Annotated in this window: 14 protein-coding genes; 11 read left to right on the top strand and 3 right to left on the bottom strand. The window is 67.0% G+C overall.

The window, feature by feature from the left end; translation table 11 throughout:
- Positions 1 to 52 precede the first annotated feature (52 nt).
- The 5 genes from AB4079_RS01530 (at position 53) to AB4079_RS01510 (ending at position 6,923) form a co-directional block, all read left to right on the top strand.
- The gene (locus AB4079_RS01530; RefSeq protein ID WP_441785512.1) at positions 53 to 1,000 is read left to right on the top strand and encodes a carbohydrate ABC transporter permease; all 948 of its coding nucleotides are present in this window, start codon (positions 53 to 55) and stop codon (positions 998 to 1,000) included.
- The gene (locus AB4079_RS01525) at positions 997 to 1,878 is read left to right on the top strand and encodes a carbohydrate ABC transporter permease (RefSeq protein ID WP_441785511.1); all 882 of its coding nucleotides are present in this window, start codon (positions 997 to 999) and stop codon (positions 1,876 to 1,878) included. The genes AB4079_RS01530 and AB4079_RS01525 overlap by 4 nt, the downstream gene beginning before the upstream one ends.
- Entirely contained in the window at positions 1,878 to 3,152 is a 1,275-nt protein-coding gene (locus AB4079_RS01520; protein ID WP_441785899.1) for a family 1 glycosylhydrolase, read from the top strand. The genes AB4079_RS01525 and AB4079_RS01520 overlap by 1 nt, the downstream gene beginning before the upstream one ends.
- 62 nt (positions 3,153 to 3,214) lie before the next feature.
- The gene (arfA, locus tag AB4079_RS01515) at positions 3,215 to 4,729 is read left to right on the top strand and encodes an arabinosylfuranosidase ArfA (RefSeq protein WP_441785510.1); all 1,515 of its coding nucleotides are present in this window, start codon (positions 3,215 to 3,217) and stop codon (positions 4,727 to 4,729) included.
- A 79-nt stretch (positions 4,730 to 4,808) separates the two neighbouring features.
- Entirely contained in the window at positions 4,809 to 6,923 is a 2,115-nt protein-coding gene (locus AB4079_RS01510; protein WP_441785509.1) for an RICIN domain-containing protein, read from the top strand.
- Positions 6,924 to 6,982: 59 nt separating this feature from the next.
- On the opposite strand, the gene AB4079_RS01505 is transcribed toward AB4079_RS01510, so the two are convergent.
- From AB4079_RS01505 to AB4079_RS01495, 3 genes are all read right to left on the bottom strand, one after another.
- Positions 6,983 to 8,008: a formylglycine-generating enzyme family protein gene (locus tag AB4079_RS01505; protein ID WP_441785508.1), complete on the bottom strand. Its 1,026-nt coding sequence runs from the start codon at positions 8,006 to 8,008 to the stop codon at positions 6,983 to 6,985.
- The gene (locus tag AB4079_RS01500) at positions 7,986 to 8,588 is read right to left on the bottom strand and encodes a helix-turn-helix transcriptional regulator (RefSeq protein ID WP_441785507.1); all 603 of its coding nucleotides are present in this window, start codon (positions 8,586 to 8,588) and stop codon (positions 7,986 to 7,988) included. Before AB4079_RS01500 ends, AB4079_RS01505 begins: the two co-directional genes overlap by 23 nt.
- Before the next feature lie 127 nt (positions 8,589 to 8,715).
- Positions 8,716 to 8,925: a hypothetical protein gene (locus tag AB4079_RS01495; RefSeq protein ID WP_441785506.1), complete on the bottom strand. Its 210-nt coding sequence runs from the start codon at positions 8,923 to 8,925 to the stop codon at positions 8,716 to 8,718.
- On the opposite strand from AB4079_RS01495, the gene AB4079_RS01490 reads away from it, so the two are divergent.
- The 6 genes from AB4079_RS01490 to AB4079_RS01465 are packed head-to-tail and all read left to right on the top strand — an operon-like array spanning position 8,915 to position 17,490.
- A complete protein-coding gene (locus AB4079_RS01490) occupies positions 8,915 to 10,321 on the top strand; it encodes an ABC transporter substrate-binding protein (protein ID WP_441785505.1) in 1,407 nt (468 codons plus the stop codon). The genes AB4079_RS01495 and AB4079_RS01490 overlap by 11 nt on opposite strands.
- Before the next feature lie 57 nt (positions 10,322 to 10,378).
- On the top strand, positions 10,379 to 11,320 hold the full coding sequence (locus AB4079_RS01485; RefSeq protein WP_441785504.1) for an ABC transporter permease: 942 nt from the start codon (positions 10,379 to 10,381) through the stop codon (positions 11,318 to 11,320).
- Positions 11,317 to 13,176 (top strand): dipeptide/oligopeptide/nickel ABC transporter permease/ATP-binding protein, encoded by a 1,860-nt coding sequence (locus tag AB4079_RS01480; RefSeq protein WP_441785503.1) that lies wholly within the window; start codon positions 11,317 to 11,319, stop codon positions 13,174 to 13,176. The genes AB4079_RS01485 and AB4079_RS01480 overlap by 4 nt, the downstream gene beginning before the upstream one ends.
- Positions 13,173 to 14,042 (top strand): ATP-binding cassette domain-containing protein, encoded by an 870-nt coding sequence (locus tag AB4079_RS01475; RefSeq protein ID WP_441785502.1) that lies wholly within the window; start codon positions 13,173 to 13,175, stop codon positions 14,040 to 14,042. The genes AB4079_RS01480 and AB4079_RS01475 overlap by 4 nt, the downstream gene beginning before the upstream one ends.
- 26 nt (positions 14,043 to 14,068) lie before the next feature.
- Positions 14,069 to 15,829, top strand: coding sequence for a sulfatase (locus AB4079_RS01470; RefSeq protein ID WP_441785501.1), 1,761 nt, complete (start codon positions 14,069 to 14,071; stop codon positions 15,827 to 15,829).
- Positions 15,826 to 17,490: a sulfatase-like hydrolase/transferase gene (locus AB4079_RS01465; protein WP_441785500.1), complete on the top strand. Its 1,665-nt coding sequence runs from the start codon at positions 15,826 to 15,828 to the stop codon at positions 17,488 to 17,490. Before AB4079_RS01470 ends, AB4079_RS01465 begins: the two co-directional genes overlap by 4 nt.
- Positions 17,491 to 17,492 lie beyond the last annotated feature (2 nt).

The raw sequence follows: 17,492 nt of genomic DNA, 5'->3' as shown, positions 1-17,492 counted from the left end.
CCGCCCCCATCCCCCCAACCGGTGGCGGTCCACCACCTCCCCGAAAGCGATCATGACCACTCTCACTCGTTCCCGCACCGGGCGGCCGTACCGCCCGCCTGCGCCGCTCGGCGGCAGGCGCGGCCCCGCTCGCCGCCGCGGCCCGGTCGCCCTGCTCTTCCTGCTCCCGGCCATTGTCGTACTGATCGCCTTCGTCGGCTGGCCGATGCTCTCGGCCCTCCGGCTGTCGTTCACCAACGCCAGCGGGTTCGGGGTGGAGGAGTGGGTCGGCTTCGACAACTACGTGCGGGTCTTCACCGACCCGCGGGTGTTCGCGACGCTCGGCAACACCGCCCTCTACACCGTCCTCTTCACGCCGACGGCTTTGATCGCCGCGCTGCTGCTGGCCCTGCTGCTGACCAACCGGCGACTGATCGGGCGCGGCTTCTTCCGCACGGCGCTGTTCCTTCCGTTCATCGTGTCGCTCGCGGTCGCGGCGTTCGCCTGGACGTACCTCCTCGACCCGCAGGTCGGCCTGCTCAACTTCTGGTTGCGCAGCGTCGGTGTGCAGCTCGGCAACGTGCTGCAGGATCCGGCGCTCGCCATGCCGACCGTGGTGCTGGTGGCGATCTGGAAAAGCTTCGGGTTCTACATGGTGATCTTCATCGCCGGTCTGCAGGAGATCCCGGAGTCGCTGTACGAGGCGGCCAAGATCGACGGTGCCGGAGCGTGGCGGCGGTTCGTGAGCATCACCCTCCCTCAGCTCAGCAACACGCTGGCGTTCGTGGTCGTCTTCGCGATGATCGCTGCACTGCAGGCGTTCGACCAGATCTACGTGATGACCGGTGGTGGTCCGTACCGCTCGACCCAGACCGTCGTGATGGAGATCTACCAGGAGGGCTTCAAGAAGCTCGACCTGGGCCTCGCGACCGCTCTGTCGTATGTGCTGCTTGCCGCGACGCTCATCCTCAGCCTCATCCAGTTCCGCTTCTTCGGCCGACGTGAGAAGGACCTCGCATGACCGCCACGCTCGCCACCGCCGGAACCGCGCGGCGCCCCGCCGCCCCACGCCGCCGGCTGGGACGCTCGGCAGAGCGCTGGCTGCTCTTCGCCGCCGCCCTGGTGCTGACTCTGATCGTGCTGCTGCCGGTGATCGTCATCGTGCTCACCGCTTTCAAGCCCGCCTCGGAGATCAACGCCTACCCGCCGACGCTGCTGCCCGGCACATGGACCCTGGACAACTTCGGCAAGATCTTCAGCGATCTCCCGTTCGGCCGGCTGTTCGTCAACAGCCTCGTCTTCGCCGGCGGGGTCACGGTGTTCGCGCTGGTCTTCGACTCGCTGGCGGCGTACGCCCTCGCGCGGATCGACTTCCGCGGCAGCCGGGTCATCCTCATCGTCATCGTCGCGAGCCTGATGATCCCGTTCCAGGCGACACTGATCCCCGTCTACCAGCTGGTGGCCCAGCTCGGCTGGGTGAACACGTTCGCCGGGCTGATCATCCCGCGCGCGGCCGACGCCTTCGGCATCTTCTTCCTGCGGCAGTTCTTCATCGCGCTGCCGCGGGACCTCGACAACGCGGCCAGGATCGACGGGGCCGGCGAGTTCCGGATCTTCCGGAGCATCGTCCTCCCGAACGCCGTGCCCGCCCTGCTGACGCTCGCGATCTTCACGTTCGTGAACAACTGGAACGACCTGCTCTGGCCGCTGGTCTTCACGACCTCGCCGGAGATGGGCACGATCACGTCGGGCCTGACCCTCCTCACCGGACCGAGCGGCATCATCCCCTACGGCACCATGATGGCCGGGTCGCTGATCGCGGTCCTTCCGCTCGCCGTGATGTTCCTCATCATGCAGCGCCGCTTCATCGAGAGCGTCGCCACTACGGGACTGAAGTGATGGCGCCGCGCTGGTTCGAGGACGGCCGGCTGCACCTCGGCCTCGGCATCGAGGACACCTTCGTGCCGCAGGAGCGGCCCGGTGAGCGTGCGATCGACGAGTACGCGCTGACGGAGCACTACGAGCGCTGCCGCGACGACTTCGCGCTCGCCGCGGGCGTCGGTGCTGAGGTGCTGCGCTGGGGAGTGCCCTGGTATCGGGTGGCGCCCGAACCCGGCCGTTGGGACTGGGACTGGACCGACCGGGCCGTGGATGCGCTGCTCGAGGCGGGGCTGCGTCCCCTCATCGACCTGCTGCACTACGGGACCCCGCTGTGGCTGGACCGCCAGTTCGCCGCACCCGACTATCCGCAGCACGTCGCCGAGTTCGCCGACCGGTTCGGCGCCCGCTACGGCGACCGTGTTCTGGACTACACCCCGGTCAACGAGCCGGTCATCCACGCGCTGTTCTCCGGCGAGTACGGCTACTGGCCGCCCTACCTGACCGGCGCCGCGGGATTCGCCGCGATCGCCGCCAACCTCGCGCGCGGCTTCGTGCTGAGCCAGGAGGCGCTGGCCGCGCGGGTCGGCGATCGTGCGACGTTCGTCCACGTCGACGCGGCGATGAGCTTCGTGGGCGACGACGACGCACCGGAGCACCACGACGAAGCCCAGCGGTTGCGTCATCAGGTGCATCTGGTGGAGGACCTGGTCACCGGACGGGTGGATGCTGCGCACCCGCTGCGGCAGCGACTCGCCGGGGCGCTCACCGACGACGAGTTCGACTGGTTCCGCTCCCACGCCATCCGCCCCGACGTCATGGGCGTCAACTACTACCCCCGGCACTCGACGGAACTATTCGAGCGTGGCATCCACCACGGCGGCGGCTTCGCCGATCCGCGGCCCAGCGTCGACCGGGGCACGGACGGGCTCCGCGAAGCCCTCCACGCCTTCGCCGCGCGGTACGACGCGCCCGTCATGGTCACCGAGACGTGCGTGACCGGAACCGTGGCCGCGCGCATCGCCTGGCTGGACGACTCCCTCGCCCTGGTCGAGCGGATGCGCACCGAGGGCGCCCCGGTCGTCGGGTACGTCTGGTGGCCGCTCTTCGACATGTACGAGTGGACGTGGCGGCACAGCGACCGCCCGCGGGCGGAGCACCTGCTCACCATGGGCTTGCACGACCTCGTCGAGTCGCCTGACGGCCTCCTGAGGGTGCCGAACCCGGTCGCCGAACGCTACCGCCATCATGCCGAACGGCTGTCCTCCCTCCCCGACATCTCCCTGCGCGGCTGACGTCGCCCAGCGCGACTCCCGCCCGCCCGACCACGCCCGACCACTCACCGACGGAAGACCCGATGCACGAAGCGCACCTCACCCTCCACTCCTCTGCCACCATCGGCCAGATCGACCCGCGTCTCTACGGGTCGTTCATCGAGCACCTCGGGCGGGCGGTCTACGACGGCATCTACGAGCCGGGGCACCCCGCGGCGGATGCGGACGGTTTCCGCACCGACGTGATCGAGCTCGTGAAGGAGCTCGGCGTCACGACCGTGCGCTATCCGGGAGGCAATTTCGTCTCCGGCTTCCGCTGGGAGGACTCCGTCGGCCCGCGCGAGGAGCGGCCGGAACGGCTCGACCTGGCCTGGCACTCCACCGAGACGAACGAGGTGGGACTCCACGAGTTCCAGAACTGGCTGGACAAGGTCGGCAGTGAGCTGATGCTCGCGGTGAACCTCGGCACGCGCGGCGTCGCGGAGGCGCTCGACCTGCTGGAGTACGCCAACCACCGCGGCGGCTCCGCCCTGTCGAAGCGACGCGCCGCCAACGGGCGCAGCGAGCCGTTCGACGTGCGGATGTGGTGCCTCGGCAACGAGCTGGACGGCCCGTGGCAGCTGGGCCACAGCTCCGCCGAGGAGTACGGGCGGCTGGCCGCCAAGGCCGCGCAGGCCATGAAAATGTACGACCCCGACCTGCAGCTCGTGGTGTGCGGCTCCTCCAGCTCGTCGATGCCGACGTTCGGTGAATGGGAGCGGGTCACCCTCAGCCACACCTACGACGACGTCGAGTTCATCTCGTGCCACGCCTACTACGAGAACACCGGAGACCTCGGCAGCTTCCTCGCCTCCGGTGTGGACATGGACTACTTCATCCGCAGTGTCGTGGCGACGGCCGACAGCGTCAAGGCGGTGCGCGCCAGCTCGAAGACGATCAACCTCTCGTTCGACGAGTGGAACATCTGGTACAACACCCGCTTCGAGAACGTCGACCGGATCACCGGGACCGACAACTGGCCGATCGCCCCGCGCCTGCTGGAGGACACCTACACGGTCACCGACGCCGTCGTCTTCGGGAGTCTGCTGATCACCCTCCTGAAGCACGCAGACCGGGTGACCAGCGCCTCCCTCGCTCAGCTCGTCAACGTCATCGCCCCGATCATGACCGAGCCGGGCGGCCCGGTCTGGAAGCAGACCACCTTCTTCCCATTCGCCGCGACCTCGGCCCACGGCCGCGGTGTCGCGCTGAGCCTCGACGTCACGGTCGACAGCTACGAGACCGAGCGCTTCGGGGCGGTCCCCCTCGTGGATGCGGTGGCCACCCACGACCAGGAGGCCGGCCGCTACGCGATCTTCGCTGTGAACCGGGCGGTCGACCACCCGACCGAACTGGTGGTCGACCTCGCGGCCCTCGGCGGCAACGCCAGCGCGCTGACGGCGACCGCACGGACGCTCAGCGACCCCGATCCCGACGCCGCCAACACGCTCGAAGACCCTGAGCGCGTCGCGCTGCGCGACCTCGCAGTGCACCGCGACGGCTCGGAGCTGCGCATCGAGCTGCCGGCGATCTCCTGGACCGAGATCCTGCTGAGCTGACACTTCGTGACGACGCGCCCGACGTCGTGACCGCCCGCCCGCGACCGCGGACGGGTGACCACCGAGAGAGGAAACGAAGATGATTCCATCACGCATCATGTCGGGTACGTCGCCGCGGCGACGACTTCGAGCGCTCGCGGTCGCTGGTGCCGTCGCGGGCGCGCTCATCGCAGCGACGTTGACGGCGTCGCCCGCTTCGGCCGTCACGACCGGTAACGGGTCGCTCGTCTACTCGCCGGCGGCGGGCACCTCCTTCAACCCCGAGGGCGGCCGGCCGGCAGGCACCACCTACGCCAAGAACATCGTCCTGAAGAACAGCGGGTCGGCGAACGGGACACAGCTCGTCACCTACGACCAGCTCGTCCTCGTGAACGGCGTGCAGGTCTACCCGATCTACCGCAGCACCGACGACGGCACGAGCTGGACGCACGTGACGGATGTCGTCCCGAGTGCGACCTTCCCGACCCTGACCCGCACGTCGCAGCCTTTCCTCTTCGAAGTGCCGCAGGCGACCGGCGGTCTGGCGGCCGGCACCATCCTGCTCGCCGGGATGATCATGCCGCAGGATCGTTCCAGCAGCCGGCTCGTCGTCTACAAGAGCACGAACCAGGGGACGAGCTGGTCGTACCTGAGCACGATCGACACCGGAGGACCCGCGGTCTACGACCCGAGTCCCACCTCGACGACGTCGACTGTCTGGGAGCCCTCGCTCGCGGTCGACGGGCAGGGCGGTCTCACCGCCTACTTCTCGGACGAGCGTCAGAAGTCCTCCGGCGTGCTGCAGGCGGTCGCCTACCGGCGGTCCACGGACGGCGGAGCGACCTGGGGAGCCGAATCGAACGTCGCGGCCCCGAACAACCAGTCCGACCGCCCGGGCATGATCACGGTCACCAAGCTGCCGGACGGCCGCTACCTGGCGACCTTCGAGGTGGTCAACCGGCCTTCGCAGAGCAACAACACCGCCCCCGTCTACTTCAAGACATCGCCCGACGGCCTGAACTGGTCGCCGACCACCAGCATCGGCACACAGATCACCTTGGCGAACGGCCGCGGGATCGGGTCGTCCCCGTTCGTGAAGTGGGTGCCCGGCGGAGGACCCAAGGGCATGGTGGTCGTGGCCTCCAAGTGGTCGCTCGACGCCAGCGGCACCATCGACGGCGGCCAGAACTTCTACGTCAACTACAACCTGGGCGCGGGTCCCTGGGAGCGCCTGCCGATGGCGGTCACCTATGACGGTCCGGACGCGGAGGGCGGCACCTTCAGCGGCTTCGCGCAGAGCATCGACTACTCGGTGGACGGACGGACGCTGTACCAGGCGACGAACGTCGAGAACCTGACGACGACGTACAACGACATCCGGGTCGGCTCCATCCCGCTGGATGCCCAGCAGTACGAGGCCGAGAAGGCATCGCGCACCTCCGACACCTCTCTGGTCACCGACCCCGACGCGTCCAACGGCAGCAAGGTCGGGAACATCAACAACGCGACCAGTTCCGTCACGTTCACGGTCCATGTTCCGGCCGCCGGCTCGTACACCGTCAACGTCCGCTACGACAACGGGACGGGTGCCGCTTCGACGCACAACGTCAGCGTCAACGGCGGCGCGGCCTCCTCGATCAGCTACCCGGCGACGGTGAACTGGGGACGGTACGGCTGGGCGCAGAAGACCGTGACGCTGAACGCGGGGACGAACACCATCGCCTTCACGAAGGGCACCTCCTACGCCGAGCTCGACGCCATCCAGCTGTACCAGCCCGGCACCGCCCTCGACCCGCAGTTCCGGATCACGAACCGCAACAGCGGCAAGTACTTGGAGATCGCCGGCGCCTCGCTCGCCGACGGAGCTGGGGCGGGCCAGTGGGGTGACACCGGCAACGCCTGCCAGGTGTGGAACGTCCACCCGGTGTCGAACGGCCTGCAGCTGTTCAACGTGAACAGCGGAAAGCTACTCGAGATCCCCGGCGCCCAGACGGCGGACGGCGTACGCGCGTCCCAGTGGGGCCCGACCGGGAACGCCACCCAGGTGTGGGCGCCGAGCACGTCGGCGGGGTGGTGGACCCTGACCAACGCCAACAGCGGGAAGCCGCTCGAGATCGCCGGAGCATCCACCGCCGACGGTGCGTTCGCCCAGCAGCGCACGGCCGACGGCAGTGCCACTCAGCAGTGGCGGCTGATCCGCGAAGGGATCCAGTAGGTCATCAGGCCGGGGCGGCGGCGATCGGGCCGCCGCCGCCCCCTTTCACCGCTGAAGACTCACGCGGGGAGTGACGGTTCTTCCGGTGCGGGCTGCAGGAAGGCGCCCCGTCCGGGTGCGCAGCAATCGGGGATCGCCTGCTGGTTCTCTTCCTGTTCGCTCATTTGGAGTCCCTTCCCTGGTTCGATCTGCAGAGCAATGGTGCGGAAACCGGCGTTCGACATAGCGGAATCCGGGGTGTTCTGGGATCGCGCTGAGTTGCGGTACCGGTTGCAATACGAGTCATGGCAGAGGAAGGATCCTCCGCGCAGGACTCGCTGGGCTCCCTCGTCCGGCCCGTCTGGTGCCGTTCGAGGGGAGCGCGCGTAGTATCCCGGCTCGTACCAGTCCTGGCACCACTCCCAGACGTTGCCGACGGTCTGGTAGAGGCCATAGCCGTTGGGCTGGTAGTGGCGCGCGGGGGCGGTGGTGAGGTACCCGTCCTCCAGGTCGTTGCTGGTGGGGAAGACTCCCTGCCAGATGTTGCAGTTCCACTCCCCGTCGACGCGAAGGTCGTCGCCCCAGGGGTAGCGAGCGCCCTCCAGCCCTCCGCGCGAGGCGAATTCCCACTCCGCTTCGGTCGGGAGGCGCCGGTCGGCCCAGGCGCAGTAGGCCTGGGCGTCATTCCAACTCACGTGCACGACGGGATGATCGCCCAGACCCTCCAGGGTGCTGTGGCGTCCTCCGGGATGTCTCCAGTCCGCATCCTTCACGCCCAGCCACCAGGGGGTCTGCGGAGGACGGCCGAGGATGTCCGTGTCCTCGCCGGCGAAGGCGAGATGGAACACCGCCGAGTACCCGAAGACCTCCGACTCGGTCCGGTAGCCGGTCGCGTCGACGAACGCGGTGAAAGCGTCGTTGGTCACACTGTGCGCGTCGATCGAGAAGGCGGCAAGCTCCACGCTGTGCAGCGGGGTCTCGCCGTCGGAGACGCGGCCGTCTCCTGTCGAGTCACCCATGAGAAAGGTTCCGCCGGGTACGACGGCCTGGGGGATCGGGTGGCGCTCGGCCAGAGGCCGGGCATCAGGCTCGGAGGGCGCCGACATGCGTGCTCTCTTCGGCGAGCTGGCGCTGGCGCTTGCGCACCATTTCGCGCAGCTCTGTCAGGCGTTCCACCAGCCTGTCCATCGTTTCGGCCCCCAACTCGTGCTCGAAATCCTCGACCATCGTCGCGAGCTCCACCTTGAATCCTGAGCCGGGATCCGCGTCGATCGTGCGATCTCGGTAGCGGTACTTGGCGATCTGCTTCTTGCGCCCGTCGATTTCCCGGGTGAGCAGGTCGATGAGTGCCTCCTCGCCGAGGAAGGCCGAGAAGAACACGCGCGCACGGAACTCGTAGTTAACGGCGTCGACCGCCGGGTGGTACGTACTGTTCAGCCACCCCATGAACACCTCCCGCCCGAGCGCGGTCGTTCGGTAGATCTTGGCGTCGTGGGCCCCCGGCCGACTGCTGACCTCGTACGACACCCAACCGCGCTCGGCCATCTGGGTCAGGGACCGGTACACCTGGCTCATCTGGGTACGGGGCCGCATGAAGACGCCCTCCATGTCCATGTAGCGGGTGAGGTCGTATCCCGTTCGAGGCTTGACGAGGAGGATTCCGAGCAGAAGATGTTCAAGCTTCATGAGGCTCCTTTGCGTCGCGCTGCGGTCCGTTTCAGCGTAAGGCCCGCTTGCGATCATAAAGAAAAGTATTCCACAAATCGAGTTTTTTTACTCAACTTGTAGAATCCTTCGCGAAAAGCTGTTAGCGTCACCGGAAGGTCGGTCCAACGGTGGACCGCACGGCACCGGAAGAGACATCGATGTTCAACTTCAGGAAGCGAATAGTCACCGCGATCGCGGCGGCTGCGATCGCAGCACTTGCGCTGACAGGCTGCACGCCCGCAGCCTCATCGTCTGGCGCGTCATCCGCCGCATCTGCTGACGGCACCCTCACGATCGGAACGATCGTGGCTTCCACCACCTTCGCGGTCGACAATTCCGCCTGGGCCAACGAATCGCCCTATCTGCAGGCGGTCTACGACACGCTGTTGCACGCCGATCCCGACGGGACGGTGAAGCCGTGGCTCGCGACCAAGTGGTCGTACAACGCCGACAACACCGTCCTGACCATGAAACTGCGCAACGACGTGACGTTCACCGACGGAACGAAGTTCGACGCATCCGTCGCAGCGAAGAACCTCCTCCGCTTCCGGGACGGCACGTCTCCGCAGAAGGGCTACCTGGCCACTCTCGCCGACGCGAAGGCGAGCGACCCCACGACGCTCGTGCTCACCCTCAGCGCACCGAACCCCTCCCTGCTCGCGTTCCTGACGCAGAATCCCGGACTCCAGGAGAGCCCGTCGGCATTCGGAACCCCCGACGAGAAGACCAACCCGGTCGGATCCGGTCCCTACGTTCTCGACAAGGGGGCGACGGTCGTCGGGTCCACGTACGTCTTCACCAAGAACCCGAAGTACTGGGCGCCCCAGCAGCAGCACTACGCGAAGCTGGTCATGAACGTGTACTCGACCCCGACGGCGATCCTGAACGCCATCAAAGGCCGCCAGATCAACGGTGCGCCGTTGACCGACAATTCCGTCATCCCCCAGATCAAGGGGGCCGGCTTCACCGCCAACGGGCAGCAGCTCAACTTCTTCGGACTGTTGCTGTTCGATCGGGCGGGCGCACTTTCCCCGGCACTCGCCAACGTCAAGGTCCGCCAGGCCATCAACTACGCGTTCGACCGCAAGGCGATGCTCAAGGCGATCGGCCAGGGTTACGGCGATGTGACCTCGTCCATCTTCTCGCCGGACTCGTCCGGCTACGACAAGTCGCTCGACAGCTACTACTCGTTCGATCCCAAGAAGGCGAAGGCGCTGCTCAAAGAGGCGGGGTACTCCGACGGTGACATCACACTCACGATGCCCTCATCGTCGGGCTTCACCCCGGCGACCTACGCTCTGGTCCAGCAGTATCTCGGAGACGTCGGCATCAAGGTGAACCAGGTCAACGTCGCGCCCACGAGTTTCCTCGGTGACCTCCTCGCGGCGAAATACGGGAGCACGGTCATGCAGCTGAAGGCGGCGCCCACCACCTGGGAGACCCTGACCCTCGACGTGCTGCCCACGGCCGGCTGGAACCCGTTCCACACCAAAGACGACACGGTCGGTTCCCTCGCCAAGACCATCCAGTCGGGCTCCACGGCCGACGCTACTGCCGCCGCCAAGAAGCTGAACACGTACATCGTCCAGCAGGCCTGGTTCGCGCCGTGGTACCGCCCTCAGCAGACGTACGCCACGGACCCGAAGACGTCCGTCGAGACCCAGACGGGCAACGCCTACCCGTACCTCTGGAACTTCGTTCCGAAGAAGTGACGACGTCGGGGTGGGCCGGACCCCCGTCCCACCCCGACCGTTCAAAAGGACCCAACCATGCTCTCCTTCATCGCTCGGCGCGTCATCTCGGGCATCATCCTCGTGATCACGATCTCCGTGATCGCGTTCCTGCTCCTGTATGCCGGAGGCGGCGACATTGCGCGCCGGCTTCTCGGCGAAGACGCCTCGGCGCAGACGGTTGCCCAGAAATCGCACGAACTGGGCCTGGACCGGCCGCTGTTCGCCCAGTTCGGTTCCTGGATCTCCGGCGTCTTCCACGGTGATTTCGGTGCCTCCTGGTTCACCAGCCAGCCCGTCAGCGATGCCATCCTGAGCAGGCTCGCCGTCACGCTGTCCTTGGTATTCGGCGCGACCATCCTCATCGCGGTCGTTTCCGTCATCCTGGGTGTGCTCGCCGCGACCCGGGGCGGCTGGATCGACACGGTCGTCCAGGTCATCTCGCTGATCGGCACCGCCATCCCCGGGTTTCTCATCGCCCTGGGCCTCGTGGTGGTCTTCGCCATCAACCTCGGCTGGTTCGCCCCGACCGGGTACGTCCAGTTCACGGACTCTCCCCAAGGGTGGATCAGCTCCATCACGCTGCCTGTCATCGCTCTCTCGTTGGGAGGCATCGCGAGCGTGACCCAGCAGATCAGGGGATCGATGATCGATTCTCTTCGCCAGGACTACGTGCGCACCTTGAACAGTCGCGGACTCTCGACGAGGTCCGTCGTGTTCAAGCACGTTCTCCGGAACGCCGCTGGGCCCGCCCTGGCGGTTCTCGGCGTCCACTTCGTCGGGCTTCTCGGCGGCGCTGTGATCATCGAGCAGATCTTCGCCATCCCCGGTATCGGTCAGGTGGCGGTCACTGCGACATCGCAGGGCGACATCCCCTTGGTGATGGGTCTCGTCATCGCGACGGCGATCCTCGTCGTCCTCCTGAATCTCGTCGTCGACCTGGCACAAGGTTGGCTCAACCCGAAGGTGCGTCTCTCATGATCGACCCGCTCGCCGGTGATCTCACCGATGAGATCCACGCGGCCGTCACACGTCCGTCACGATCGTTGCTGCGTCGCCTCCTGAAGAAACCCATCGCCGTGGCGTCGCTGGCTTTCCTCGTCTTCATCGTGCTCGTCGCGATCTTCGGCCCGCTTCTGGCTCCCTACAGCCCGGATACCGCGTCGGCCGCCAACGTGCTGGGCCCGATCAGTCCTGAGCATCTCCTCGGCACCGACAGCGCCGGCCGCGACGTCCTCTCGCGGCTGCTGTACGCCACGCGCTTCAGCATCGCAGGTGCGGCGCTTGCGCTCGTCGTCGCCGCGCTGGTCGGCGTGACGGGCGGGCTCATCGCCGGGTACTACGGCCGATGGTTCGAAGGGGCGTCCGCCTGGGTCGTCGGGCTTCTGCAGGCTCTCCCGGGAATCGTCGTCCTCCTGGCCGCCCGTGCGGTCCTCGGGCCCTCGCTGTGGACGTCGATGGCCATCTTCGGGGTACTCCTCTCTCCGGCGTTCTATCGTCTCGTCTACTCGACCGTGTCCGCAGTGCGCGACGAGCTCTACGTGGACGCGGCCCGCGTCTCGGGTCTCACCGACGGCCGCATCATCTCCCGGCACATCCTGACTGTCGTCCGTGGTCCCGCGCTCGTTCAGGCGTCGTTCGTCGCCGGCGTCGCCATTTCGATCCAAGCCGGGCTGGAGTTCCTCGGCCTGGGCGACCTGTCCATTCCGACCTGGGGTTCGATGCTCAACGAGGGCTTCTCGAACATCTACACCGACCCGGTGCTGATGGTCTGGCCGAGCCTCGCGATCGGACTGACGTGCGTCTCTCTCGTCCTCCTCGCCAACGCCCTGCGCGACACGCTTGAGCGCAGTGGTTCACGGCGTCGTCGTGCCCGGCGGGACACCCCGCTGGTGGCACCGCAGATCGTCCGTGAGCCGGTCGTGGACCACGGCGAGGACCACCGCTTCGACGGATCGGAGGTGCTCCTCGAGGTCACGGAGCTCGCGGTCGGGTACGGCCAGGAAGACGGGTCCGTCACCACGGTCGTGGAAGACGTGTCGCTCACCGTCCACAGGGGAGAGGTGCACGGCCTGATCGGCGAGTCCGGATCGGGCAAGACCCAGACGGCGTGGTCCGTCCTCCGGCTTCTGCCGGAAGGCGGCCGGATCGTCGGCGGGTCCATCTCGTTCGAGGGTACGGATCTGGCCACTCAGACGCCCGCGCAGATGCGAGCGTTGCGGGGCCTCAAGATCGCGTACATCCCTCAGGAACCGATGTCGAACCTTGACGCGTCCTTCACCGTCGGCAGCCAACTGGTGGAGCCGATGAGAGCCAAGCTGAAGATCGGCAAGGCTGCTGCGAAGACCCGTGCGCTGGAATTGTTGAGGCGAGTCGGCATCCCGAACCCCGAGCGCACCTTCAACGCGTACCCGCATGAAATCTCCGGGGGTATGGCGCAGCGCGTCCTGATTGCCGGCGCCGTCTCGTGCGACCCGGATCTTCTGATCGCCGACGAACCGACCACGGCGCTGGATGTGACGGTGCAGGCCGACGTCCTGGACCTGCTGCGGGACCTGCAGAGCGAGCTGAACATGGGGATGATCCTGGTGACGCACAACTTCGGCGTCGTCGCCGACATCTGCGACACCGTGTCCGTGATGCGATCCGGGCGGATCGTCGAGACAGGACCCGTACGTGACCTGTTCGCCGAACCTCAGCACCCGTACACCCGGTCGCTCTTCGACGCTGTCCTCGAGGAGCCGGCGCCGTCCGGGTCCGGTGCGATCGACATGCCAGCCGTCGACACGCCAGCCGTGGACACGTCAGTCGTCGACACGAATGGAGCCCTCCGATGAACGAGACCCTGGTCGACATCCGCGATGTCGTCGTCGAATACCCGGCGAAAGGGCTGGGCAAGAAGCCGTTCCGCGCCCTGAAAGGCGTCTCGCTCGACATCAAGGCGGGCGAGACAGTGGGGCTGGTGGGGGAGTCCGGGTCCGGGAAGACGACCCTCGGTCGCGCCGTGCTCGGCCTGGCGCCCGTGACCGGCGGATCCATCTCCTACGACGGCCGCGATCTCGCGAAGCTGTCGAAGAAGAACCGGCGAGAGTTGGCCCACGAGATTCAGGTCGTCTTTCAGGACCCCTACACCTCGCTGAACCCGTCGATGACGATCGAGCAGATCCTGATGGAGCCGCTGACCGTGCGGGACCTGCCGGTGAAGGAGGCACGTGCGCGGGTTCGCAGCCTGCTGGACGAAGTGCGCCTTCCCAGCGACGCCGGCAGCCGACTCCCTCGCGAGTTCAGCGGTGGCCAGCGTCAGCGGGTCGCGATCGCCCGCGCCCTGGCCCTTCAACCGCGGCTGATCGTCTGCGATGAGCCGGTGTCCGCCCTGGACCTCTCCACCCAGGCGCGCGTGCTCGAACTCTTCAAGGAGATTCAGGAGCGCACCGGCGTCGCGTACCTGTTCGTTTCGCACGACCTCTCCGTCGTTCGTCACCTGAGCCACCGCGTGGCGGTGATGTATCACGGCGAGATCGTCGAGTGGGGCGACGCAGAGCAGGTCACCACCCGCCCCGAGCATCCCTACACCCAGCGGCTCTTCCTCGCGGCACCCGTTCCCGATCCTGTGCTGCAGCAGAAGCGGCGGTCGGAGCGGCACGAACTTCTCTCCAGACAAAACCGCGAATCGACCAGCACGGTCGCCCTCGCCGCTCTCTGATCTCGACTCGAGCAAGGACCTTCACCATGCGCGCCATCATTCTGATGTTCGACAGCCTGAACCGGCACATGCTGCCGCCCTACGCCGACACCTTCGTCGACGCACCCAATTTCGCTCGTCTGGCACAGAAAGCGGTCACCTTCGACAGCTTCTATGCGGGTTCGATGCCGTGCATGCCCGCGCGGCGCGAGCTGCACACCGGTCGGCACAACTTCCTGCACCGCAGCTGGGGCCCGCTCGAACCGTTCGACGACTCGATGCCGGAGATGCTGAAGAACGACGGTGTCCACACGCATCTCGTATCCGACCACCAGCACTACTGGGAGGACGGCGGGGGGACGTACCACACGCGCTACAACACGTGGGAGTTCTTCCGCGGCCAGGAGGGCGACAACTGGAAGGGTGATGCAGACGCACTCCGCGGGGCCCGTTTCCCGGCGACGCTCAAGACTCAGGACGCCGTCAACCGCCGCTACATGACCACGGAGGCCGAGCACACGCAAACGCGCACGGTCGATGCGGGCATCGAGTTCCTCGAGACCAACGTCGGCGCGGACCGGTGGTTGCTGCAGATCGAGCTCTTCGACCCGCACGAGCCGTTCTTCGTCCATCAGAAGTACCGCGAGCTGTATCCCGACGGGTACGACGGACCGGAGTTCGACTGGCCCGATTACGCGAAAGTCGTCGAGCCGGAGGATCAGGTCGAGCACGCGCGCACGCAGTACGCGGCTCTCGTGTCGATGTGCGACTTCTCCCTCGGCCGGGTGCTCGACTACATGGACGACAACGACATGTGGGACGACACGATGCTCATCGTCAACACCGACCACGGCTTCCTGCTCGGGGAGCACGGGTGGTGGGCGAAGTCGGTGCAGCCCTGGTTCAACGAACTCGTGCGCCTGCCGATGTTCCTGTGGGACCCGCGATCCGGAGCAGCCGACACCCGGAGGGGCGACCTCGCGCAGACTATCGACATCGCGCCCACCGTCCTCGGATTCTTCGGCATCGAACCGACGGCTGACATGCTCGGGCAGGACTTGGCGGTCAGCACGGGTAAGCCGGCGGCGCTGTTCGGCATCCACGGCGGTCACGTCAACGTCACCGACGGCCGCTACGTCTACATGCGTGCCAGCGTGGATGCCGGCAACGGGCCCATCGAGGACTACACCCTGATGCCGACCCACATGCGCAGCAGGTTCGCGGTCTCCGAACTGCTCGATTGGGAGCCCGCCGAGCCGTTCACCTTCACGAAGGGCCTGCGCACCATGCGGGTGGATGCTGTCTCCGGCTTCCGGATCAACTCCTGGCAGCACGGGACGCTTCTGTGGGACCTGGAAACCGACCCCGGCCAAACGGCGCCGATCGTCGACGACGAGGTGGAGTTGCGGATGATCGCCGTCCTTCTGGAGCTCCTTCGGGAGAACGACACCCCGGCGAGCGTGTTCACCCGCCTCGGCCTGCCTGTCGAGGGAGACGCCGGACCGGAGCACCTCCGCGCCGCAGCGGATGCGAGCAGGGCACGAGCCGTGGCAGAACCGCTGCCGGATGTCACGACGCTGCCCGCACTCCCGCTCCTGCAGACGCCCGTGCACGCCCTGCTCGCCGACGACTCCACCCGGGCGGTGCTGGAAAGGTACCTTCCGTGGCTCGGCACGACCGAACTCGTGGCCTCCACGCCGTGGGCGAGCATCCTGGGCATGGCGAAATCCGGCGCGATCGACGCCTCGACGCTCGTCGAGGTCGCGGACGGGCTGGCCCAGACCTCACTGTCGGTCGTCGCACCGTGAGATCCGGTCGCCGACGTCCCAACATCGTCTGGATCAGCACTCACGACATCAACCCCGATCTGGGCTGTTACACGGGTGTCTGGCCGGGAGCGGAGTATGCGGTCACGCCCCACCTCGATGCCCTGGCGTCGCGCGGAATCCGGTTCGACAACGCATTCGCTGCTGCACCGATCTGTGCGCCATCGCGGTCGGCGATCATCACCGGCTGCTTCCCCACTGCGATCGGAACCATGCACATGCGCTCGAAGGCGGTGCTTCCCCCGACGGTGCGACTCCTGCCCGAGATCTTCCGGCAGGCGGGCTACTACTGCACGAACAACTGGTTCACCGACTTCCAGATCGAGCTGCCGGACATCGCGTTCGACGACTGCAGCCCGACGGCCCACTGGCGGAACAGACCCGACGAGGAAACACCCTTCTTCGCCGTCTTCCACGGAATGGCCACCCACGAGTCCCAGCTCTACCTCGACGACGAGGCGTTCTCGGCGGCCACCTCGCACGTCTCCGAAGCCGATCGGCACGACCCGGCGGCCGCGCCTCTGCCGCCGTACTATCCGGACGAACCGGCCTTCCGGAACGCCTGGGCCCGATACTCCGACCTCATCACCGAGATGGACCACTGGGCCGGCGGGATCATCGCGCAACTCGAGGCGGACGGGTTGCTCGACGACACCATCGTGGTGTTCTGGAGCGACCACGGAAAGGGGATGCCGCGAGCCAAGCGGTGGCCCAACGAATCGGGTCTGCGCGAGCCGTTGATCGTGAGCTGGCCCGGCCGATTCCCCGCGGGAGTCTCCGCCACGGGGCTGGTTCACACCATGGATCTGGCGCCCACGATGCTGCGACTTGCCGGTCTTGACGTGCCGGCAGCCATGCACGGGGTCCCGCTGTTCGACTCGGACGACGCACTGATCGCCGAACCGAACGCCTACACCTACGGCGGACGGGACCGGCAGGGAGAGGCGGAAGACCGTTCGCGAACGGTACGTGACCGACGCTTCCGCTACATCCGGAACGACTTCCCCGACAAGCCGGCGATGATCCACACCGAATACCCCGACCATTTGGCGACGTGGGCCGCGTACCGCCGGCTCGCGTCGCACGAGACGCAGCAGCGCGCACGCGGGGAGCGTCCCTCACTGATGAGTCCGCTGCAACGCTCCGTCGTGGCGCAATCGAAACCCGCCGAAGAGCTGTACGACATCGTCGCCGACCCGCACGAGACGAACAACCTCGCAGCCGACCCGGCCTACGCCGCCGACCTCATCCGGCTTCGGGAGGCCCTTGCCGGCTGGATCGACCGGTTCGGGGACCTCGGCATGCAGCCCGAGGCCGAGCTCGAAGAGGCATGGCGCCCTGGCGGCGTGCGTCGGAGAACCGCCCAGCCGAACGCGAGCGTCGACAACGGTGTCCTGACGATGTGCTCCGAGACTCCTGGCGCGATCCTCGGCTGGACGACCGAGGAAGCGCGGGGGCCCGCAGAGACGGCGAGCCCGCTCAGCGAGATCGGCATCACTCAGACCGATGGGCGGTCGTGGCACCCGTACGACGAGCCGATCGCCGTTGACTCGCCGATCTGGGTGAAGGCCTGGCGTGTCGGCTATGAGCCCAGTCCGGAACTACTGGTCACCGCACGGGCAACCAACGAACCGTCACGGTGACC

The sequence above is a fragment of the Leifsonia sp. 2MCAF36 genome, from assembly GCF_052115525.1.
Classification (GTDB): Bacteria; Actinomycetota; Actinomycetes; order Actinomycetales; family Microbacteriaceae; genus Leifsonia.
Note: the sequence above shows the minus strand (reverse complement) of the source record. Positions and strands in the feature narration are given on the sequence as shown.

Coding starts and splice junctions, on each gene's coding strand:
- AB4079_RS01530 (WP_441785512.1), top strand. CDS start 53: ATGACCACTCTCACTCGTTCCCGCACCGGGCGGCCGTACCGCCCGCCT.
- AB4079_RS01485 (WP_441785504.1), top strand. CDS start 10,379: ATGCTCTCCTTCATCGCTCGGCGCGTCATCTCGGGCATCATCCTCGTG.
- AB4079_RS01525 (WP_441785511.1), top strand. CDS start 997: ATGACCGCCACGCTCGCCACCGCCGGAACCGCGCGGCGCCCCGCCGCC.
- arfA (WP_441785510.1), top strand. CDS start 3,215: ATGCACGAAGCGCACCTCACCCTCCACTCCTCTGCCACCATCGGCCAG.
- AB4079_RS01520 (WP_441785899.1), top strand. CDS start 1,878: ATGGCGCCGCGCTGGTTCGAGGACGGCCGGCTGCACCTCGGCCTCGGC.
- AB4079_RS01510 (WP_441785509.1), top strand. CDS start 4,809: ATGATTCCATCACGCATCATGTCGGGTACGTCGCCGCGGCGACGACTT.
- AB4079_RS01475 (WP_441785502.1), top strand. CDS start 13,173: ATGAACGAGACCCTGGTCGACATCCGCGATGTCGTCGTCGAATACCCG.
- AB4079_RS01500 (WP_441785507.1), bottom strand. CDS start 8,588: ATGAAGCTTGAACATCTTCTGCTCGGAATCCTCCTCGTCAAGCCTCGA.
- AB4079_RS01470 (WP_441785501.1), top strand. CDS start 14,069: ATGCGCGCCATCATTCTGATGTTCGACAGCCTGAACCGGCACATGCTG.
- AB4079_RS01505 (WP_441785508.1), bottom strand. CDS start 8,008: ATGTCGGCGCCCTCCGAGCCTGATGCCCGGCCTCTGGCCGAGCGCCAC.
- AB4079_RS01480 (WP_441785503.1), top strand. CDS start 11,317: ATGATCGACCCGCTCGCCGGTGATCTCACCGATGAGATCCACGCGGCC.